Source organism: Micromonospora sp. AMSO12t (genome assembly GCF_008806585.1).
Taxonomy (GTDB): domain Bacteria; phylum Actinomycetota; class Actinomycetes; order Mycobacteriales; family Micromonosporaceae; genus Micromonospora; species Micromonospora reichwaldensis.
Genome location: NZ_WAAS01000294.1, coordinates 1 through 7,536, shown reverse-complemented (window position 1 = coordinate 7,536; position 7,536 = coordinate 1). Strand labels below are relative to the sequence as shown.

The window sequence follows — 7,536 nt, the reverse complement described above, 5'->3', positions numbered from 1 at the left end:
GGACATACGCCATATATGCTCGACTCGGTGACGGCAGGCGCGATAGGTCCCGCCTGTGGCGGGGTCAGGCGGTGGGCGACAGGCGGCGTTCGATGGTGACGGTGGTGCCTTCGGCGGTGGAGACCAGCCGCACGTCGCCGTACGCGTTCATCAGCGTGGCACCCCGCCCCCGGTCCATGGCCGGACGACGGTCCCGCCAGGTGCCGAAGTCGCGCACCGAGATCCGTACCGTGCCATCGGCCACCCGCAGTCGCACCCGCACCTCGGGGCGGGTGGGGCGTTGGGCGTGCTCGACGGCGTTGTTGACCGCCTCGGAGGCGGCCAGCAGGAGGTCGGCCACGATGTCCGGATCGACGTCCAGGTTCTCCAGCGAGGCCCGCACGTCCCGGCGCATCGCGGCGGCGGAGGTGGGCTGTGAGGGGTACGTCCAGCCCGTGTCCAGCGCGGCCGGCTGCTCGGGAGCCGGCCGCCGGCCCCCGTTGTGGGCGTACTCCCCGTCCCCGCCGACCGACGGATCGACGCCCGGGGCGGCAGGTGGGCCGCTCACCGGACCGCCACCCGCGTCCACGGGACCGCCACCCGAGGCCGGTGACCTGACCGGGGCGCCGTCGCCCTCGGAACCGGCCGATGTCGCCGGCCGCGCCCCGGCCGCCGACCCGGTCGGGGCCTCGCCGAGGCCACCCGCGTCGGCCGTCGTGCCGAGGCCGTCCACCCCGCGTGCGGTGTCGCCGGGGTCGCCCCCGTCGTCCCGGTGGTGCCGCCGGGTGCGGGCGCCGTGCAGGGCGGACCGGACCCGGGCGATCAGCTCGGCGGCGGCGAAGGGCTTGACGACGTAGTCGTCGGCGCCCAGGTCGAGCCCCTCCACGCTGGCGTCGCCGCCGGCGCGCGCCGAGAGCACCACCACCGGCAGCGTGCGGGTGCCGGCCTGCCCGCGCAGCCGACGGACCAGCTCGAAGCCGTCGATCCCGGGCATCATCACGTCGGTGAGCACCAGGTCGGGCTGATCCCGGCGGATCGCCTCCAGGGCCTGCCGGCCGTCGCCGACCGTCTCCACCCGCCAGCCCTGCTCGCCCAGCAACCGGGCCAGGTACGCGCGCATGTCGGCGTTGTCGTCGGCGACGAGGATCCGCGCGTGCCGCAGCGCGTCCTCGGCACCGTACGCCGGCACCGGCGGCCCGGCCGGCGCGGACGCCCCCGCCTGCGCCGGGTCGGCGAGCCAGCCGACCGCCTCCTGGACGGCGGCCCGGGCCGCGTCCCCGGCCCCGGCCACGCCCGCGGCCGACGCGGGGGTCCGCCCCGCGGCGGACCAGGGCAGTGCCACGGTGAACGTCGTTCCCGTCCCGATCCGGCTCTCCACCCGCACGTCGCCGCCTTCGAGGCGGGCGAGCTCGCGGACCAGGGCGAGCCCGATGCCGGTGCCCTCGTGGCTGCGCGACCGGGTGCCCTGCACCCGGTGGAAGCGTTCGAAGAGCCGGGGCAGATCATCCTCGGCGATACCGATGCCCGTGTCGGCGACGGTCAGCCGTACCTCGTCGTCGTCGGCGGTCAGCCCGACCCGGATCCGGCCGACGAAGGTGTACTTCAGCGCGTTCGACAGCAGGTTGGTGACGATGCGTTCCCAGTTGACCGGGTCGACGGAGACCGCGCGGGGCAGCGGCGGGCAGTCGACCTCCAGGCGCAGCCCGGCGCGTTCGACGGCTGCCCGGAAGACGCTCGCCAGCTCGGTGGTGAGCCCGGCCAGGTCGACCTCGCGAGCCTGGCTGTGTGCCTGCCCGGCCTCCAGGCTGGAGAAGGTGAGCAGGCTGTTGACGAGGGTGAGCAGCCGGGTGGCGTTGCGCCAGGCGGTGTCGACCCGTTCCCGCTGCGTCGCCGGCAGGGGGTGCTCGTTGTCGTTGAGGGCGTCGGCCAGCGGGCCGAGCATCAGCGTCAGCGGGGTCCGGAACTCGTGGCTGACGTTGGTGAAGAAGCCGGTCTTGACCCGGTCCAGCTCGGCGAGCGCCTCGGCCCGCCGGCGCTCCTCCTCGTACGCCTGGGCGTTGCGTACGGCGACGGCCACCTGCTGGGCCAGCAGCGCGTGGAACGACCGGTACGCCTCGTCCAGCCCCCGGCTCGGGCTGACCCCGAGCAGCAGCACCCCGAGGGGCTGGCCCGCCTCGGCCGACGGCAGTGGCAGGGCGCGGGCGGTGCCGACCGGGTCGCCCCACGGCCCGGCGGGCAGGGCGAGCCGCCGCTCGACGCCGGCCACGTCGGTCGTCGTGCCGCCGGCGGCGGCCGTCAGCCCCCACTCGTGCTCCTCGCCCGCCGGCAGCGTGGCCGGCAGGGCCGCGGCCACGGGCTCCCCGCCGACGTGGGCGGCGCGGCGCAGCAGCGCGCCCTCGCACAGGTAGATCGCGGCGAAGGGGACGTCCAGCGGGTGCCCGCCGATGGCCTCGGCGAGCCGGGCGCAGGTGCTCTGCACGTCGACGGTCCGCCCGTCGCCGCCGACGGACAGGTCACGCAGCAGACGCAGCCGGCGCTCACCGACGACCTGCTCGGTGACCTCGCTGCACACGGTGAGCACCCCCACCGTGCGTCCCTCGTCGTCGCGGGCGGGGGCGTGCGAGACGCTGAAGTACGCCTCCTCGCGGTAGCCGGCGCGGTCGAGCAGCAGTCGCAGGGCCGGCACCCAGCTGGCGACCCCGGTCGCCATCGCCTCGTCGATCAGGGGGCCCAGCACGTCCCAGCCCTCGGCCAGGGTGACCCGCACGTCGCCGCCGAGCGCGTCGGGGTGTTTGTCGCCGATCAGGGCCGAGTACGCGTCGTTGTACAGCTGGGTGAAGCGGTCCCCCCAGAGCAGCAGCATCGGGTAGCGGGAGGAGAGGACCATCCGGACGGCGGCGCGCAGGCTCTGCGGCCAGCCGTCGACCGGGCCGAGCGGGGTGGCGGCCCAGTCGAGGCGTGCCATCAGCCGCCCGGTCCCACCGCCCTCGGCGAACAGGTCCCCCGTGGGCCGTGTCACCCTCGGTCGCACCTCATCGCAGCCCTCACTTCCGGGCCCCGACGACCCTTGCTGGTGTTACCCGCACATCCTGGCACCCAGCTTCAGCTGTACGTCCGCCGGCACCCCAGCGCGTGTCTGTACCCAGGCCTGCACATCTCCACACCTCGACCCGGCAGATCGGGTCGGCGGGGGCGGGCGGGGTCAGCCCTCGGCCGCCCGGCGGCGCAGCAGCTCGACCGCCTCGTCGACCAGGCCGCCTTCGGTGAGCAGCGCCAGCAGCAGCGGCAGGTGCCGCCAGTCGCCGGCGTCGACCGCCTGCCGCAGCAGGCCGACCGCCTCGTCGTGCCGGCCCCGGGCGGCCAGCAGCGCGGCCAGTTCGTCGCGGGCGCGCGGATCACCCTGCTCGGCGGCGATCCGCCAGTACCGTTCGGCCTCGTCGGTGCGGCCCTCCCCGGCGAGCAGCGCGGCGAGCCGGGCGGCGGCGTGCCAGTCGCCGTGCTCGGCACGGATCCGCAGCTCCTCCGTCCGCCCCCGGTCCGCCAGCAGGTCGACCAGGACGCTGCCCGCCCCGTTCGCGCCGGCCCGGTCGAGGTCGCGCAGGTAGCCGGTCGGGTCGGGCACCGCCACCAGCCCGGCGGACTCCGGGCCGAAGAAGCGGCTGCCGCCGAACTCCCGCCGGAGCTGGTCGTCGAGGTCGTCGGCGAGCGCGATCATGGCCCGCAGGGCCAGCAGCAGATGGGTGGGCGCGAAGTCCTGCCCGAAGACGGGGATGGACGCCCAGACCGTGTCGCCGGTGCAGTAGACGCGCCCGACCACCAGCCCGTTGGTGAGGTCGGAGAGCCGCCGGTACAGGGACTCGGTCGGGTCGACGCCGGTGAGCAGCGGAGAGAACACGTCGACCAGCGGCGGGTCGTCCTGCGCCCGTACGAAGATCATGGCCGAGCCGGCGCGGATGCCGACGTCGCCGTCGGCGTCGACGCGCAACTGGTCCGTGGTTACGCCGAGGAGGCCGGCGAGCACGGCCCGGACCCGGTGGGTCAGCTTCCCGCCGTCGCCGTCCTCGGCGTCGGTACGAGGGAGCGGGCCGGTGCTGCGGGCGGCGACCGGCCGGGCGGCCAGCGCGGCGGCGAGCCGCGTCCGGGCCGGTACGGGAACAGCCGTGGCGGTGGTGGCCGGGCGGGCGGCCAGCGCGGCGACGAACCTGCCGAGCAGGTTCTCACGCGGCGTCATCGTGCTCGCCGCTCGTGCCGTCCCGGCCGCTGTCGGCCGGTCGTTCCGTCACCCGGACCTGGTCGAACATCTTGGCGATCACCAGTGGCGCCGCGACCCCGAAGGTGAAGCTGGCGAAGGCCGTGGTGGCCAGGCCACCCGCCCCGGCCGCGGCGGCGAGGCCGGTGCCGGCCACGGTCCTGAGCAGCACCGCGAACACGACGATCGGGGCGTCCCGCCGGTCCCGCCACGGCCACTGCCACCGGCCCTTGGACTCGCTGGTCGGGCGCATCATCCCGGAGAGGTTCAGCGCCTCGGCCACCGCGCTGCCGACCAGTCCCCACATCGCGGCCATCCATAGAGACACATCCCTACCGTACTGACCGCCCGCCGCGGCGGTCGCACCAGCCCTCGGCTTCTCCGGCGGCCACGTCGACGCCAACTGCGACGGTAGGGCGCGGAGGCAACGCGACGCCAGCCGACGTTCCGCGGTCCCGTCGTCTCGCCGTCGGCGACGGCTCGTATCCTTTCCGCGAACCTTCGGTGGGCTTTCGAGGATGAAAGGACACGGTGTGAGCAACCGGGCCGAGACGTTGGAGTTCCAGGCCGAGGCGCGTCAGCTGCTCCAGCTGATGGTCCACTCGATCTATTCGAACAAGGACGTCTTCCTGCGTGAACTGATCTCGAACGCATCGGACGCGCTGGACAAGCTGCGCCTGGCGTCGATGGTCGACAAGGAACTGGAGGTCGACACCTCCGACCTGCGCATCGAGATCGAGGTCGACAAGGCAGCGCGCACGCTGACCGTCCGGGACAACGGCATCGGCATGTCCCGCGACGAGGTGGTCCAGGTGATCGGCACGATCGCCAAGTCCGGGACCGCCGAGCTGCTGCGCAAGCTGCGCGAGTCCTCCGACGCCGGGGCGCGGCAGGAGCTGATCGGCCAGTTCGGCGTGGGCTTCTACGCGGCGTTCATGGTCGCCGACCGGGTGGAGCTGGTGACCCGCCGGGCGGGGGAGAGCGGCGGCACCCGGTGGGAGTCGGCCGGTGAGGGCACGTACTCCGTCGAGTCGGTCGAGGAGGCGCCGCAGGGCACGTCGGTGACCCTGCACCTCAAGCCGGCCGACGACGAGGACAACCTGCACGACTACACCGCCGAGTGGACGATCCGGGAGATCGTCAAGCGCTACTCGGACTTCATCGCCTGGCCGATCCGGATGACCGTCGAGCGCACCGGCGAGGGCGACGAGACCAGCACCGAGACCCAGACGCTCAACTCGATGAAGGCGCTCTGGGCCCGCTCCCGCGACGAGGTCGACGAGGCCGAGTACAAGGAGTTCTACAAGCACGTCAGCCACGACTGGGCGGACCCGCTGGACATCGTGCACATGCGGGGCGAGGGCACCTTCGAGTACGAGGCCCTGCTGTTCATCCCGTCGCACGCGCCGCTGGACCTGTTCGCCCCGCAGGGCCGCCGCGGCGTGCAGCTCTACGTCAAGCGCGTCTTCATCATGGACGACTGCGAAGCGCTCATGCCGAACTACCTGCGCTTCGTCAAGGGCGTCGTGGACGCGCACGACCTGTCGCTGAACATCTCCCGGGAGATCCTCCAGCAGGACCGGCAGATCCAGGTCGTCCGCCGCCGGCTGGTCAAGAAGATCCTGTCCACCGTCAAGGACATGAAGGCCAACCACGCCGAGCGTTACCGGACCTTCTGGACCGAGTTCGGCGCCGCCGTCAAGGAGGGCCTGATCGACGACACGGAGAACCGGGACACGCTCCTGGAGATCCTGTCGGTCGCCTCCACCCACGATCCGGCCGAGCCCACGGACCTTGCCGGCTACGTCGGCCGGATGAAGGACGGGCAGAGCGACATCTACTACGCCACCGGCGACTCGCGCACGATGATTGAGAACTCGCCGCACATGGAGGCGTTCCGCGCCAAGGGCTACGAGGTGCTGCTGCTCACCGACCCGGTCGACGAGGTGTGGATCGAGCGCGTCGGCCAGTACGACGGCAGGACGCTGCGCTCCATCGCCAAGGGCCAGGTGGACCTGGACACCGAGGAGGAGAAGAAGGAGGCCGAAGCCGAGCGCGAGCAGCAGCGCAAGGACTTCGCCGACCTGCTCACCTGGATGGGCGCCACCCTCGCCGACTCCGTCAAGGAGGTCCGCCTCTCCTCCCGGCTGACCACCTCGCCCGCCTGCGTCGTCGGCGACGCCCACGACATCACCCCGACGCTGGAGAAGATGTACCGGGCGATGGGGCACGAGGTGCCGACGGTCAAGCGGATCCTGGAGCTCAACCCCGGGCACCCGCTGGTTACCGGCCTGCGCAAGGCGCACGAGCAGGGCGGCACGGAGGAGTCGCTGAAGGAGACCGCCGAGCTGCTTTACGGCCTGGCGCTGCTCGCCGAGGGCGGGGAACTGGCCGACCCGTCCCGGTTCACCCGCATGCTCGCCGACCGGCTCGCCCGTACCCTCTAGCCGCACGCACGGGCCGGCCGGCGGGTGCCGCCGGCCGGCCCGTGACCGGTCGACTCCCACCCCGGGCCGCCCCCCGGATCGCCGGGGTGGGCCGCCCCGCGCGTCGTCCTTGCTCGACGACCCCACCTGCCGCCCGCATGGACCCGTGCCGCCCGCGTGGGACCCCGAGCCGTCCGCCGGAATCTGCCGCCGCTCCTGCCGGGAAAACTTCTTCGGGTAATCGGTCGGCCGTTCACGGAACGCGTCGTGAACCCTGTTTCCGGTGCGCGTACGGTCGGCCTTTCACGGCCTGATCCTCGGTCGATGTCACACCGCCTTTCCGCCCGGTCGTGCGGGACACGCGGGGCCGTGGCGCGACGCGGTGCCCGCTGCCGGCCGTTGCGTCGTCTACCGTGTGCAATGTCGCGACCAGCGGGCAGGGAACATCCCGCAACTTGCAGAACGACGTGGTGCGCGTGTGGCCGAAGGCGTGGAAATTGCGCATCGACACATTGAAGAACGCCGATATTGACTTGCTCCCGGAATGGGCGCACCGTGAAGCGTGCGGCGGTAACCGGAGCCCCGGGAGTCGTTCGGCAATTCCGTTCGTGGCCATGGCGTTCGAGGAGGCGGTCATGCGATTGGATCCGTTCGCGGGGGCGTATCTCACCGACCCGGCGCAGGTGTGGCGGCGGCTACTGGACGAGCCCGAGGGGGTGCGCCACGACCCGGACCTGGGGCTGTGGCTGATCACCCGGCACGCCGACGTGCGTCGCGCGCTGGGTGACGCGGAGGCCTTCGGCAACGCCCTCACCCTCGCCCCGATCTACGACGTCTGCCCCGAGGCGATGGAGTTCATCGCCCGCATCGACGCGCCGCCCA

At 73.1% G+C, this 7,536-nt stretch carries 5 protein-coding genes; 2 read left to right on the top strand and 3 right to left on the bottom strand.

The annotated features are described in order from the left end of the window. Positions 1–64: 64 nt before the first annotated feature. The 3 genes from F6X68_RS28245 to F6X68_RS28235 all read right to left on the bottom strand — a co-directional run bounded on the left by F6X68_RS28245 (position 65) and on the right by F6X68_RS28235 (position 4,556). Positions 65–2,998 carry an ATP-binding protein gene (locus tag F6X68_RS28245; protein WP_225852474.1) on the bottom strand — a complete coding sequence of 978 codons (2,934 nt, stop codon included), beginning with the start codon at positions 2,996–2,998 and terminating at the stop codon, positions 65–67. A 183-nt stretch (positions 2,999–3,181) separates the two neighbouring features. After that, complete coding sequence (locus F6X68_RS34910; RefSeq protein WP_151457105.1) at positions 3,182–4,210, bottom strand: YbjN domain-containing protein; 1,029 nt, start codon at positions 4,208–4,210, stop codon at positions 3,182–3,184. Further along, positions 4,197–4,556, bottom strand: coding sequence for a hypothetical protein (locus F6X68_RS28235; protein WP_151457104.1), 360 nt, complete (start codon positions 4,554–4,556; stop codon positions 4,197–4,199). The genes F6X68_RS34910 and F6X68_RS28235 overlap by 14 nt, the downstream gene beginning before the upstream one ends. A gap of 205 nt (positions 4,557–4,761) precedes the next feature. On the opposite strand from F6X68_RS28235, the gene htpG reads away from it, so the two are divergent. Together htpG and F6X68_RS28225 are read left to right on the top strand one after the other, a co-directional pair. Beyond that, the gene (gene htpG, locus F6X68_RS28230) at positions 4,762–6,675 is read left to right on the top strand and encodes a molecular chaperone HtpG (RefSeq protein WP_225852473.1); all 1,914 of its coding nucleotides are present in this window, start codon (positions 4,762–4,764) and stop codon (positions 6,673–6,675) included. A 434-nt stretch (positions 6,676–7,109) separates the two neighbouring features. Beyond that, positions 7,110–7,536 (top strand): cytochrome P450 (locus tag F6X68_RS28225; RefSeq protein WP_225852472.1); only part of this gene is annotated, 427 nt, incomplete at its 3' end.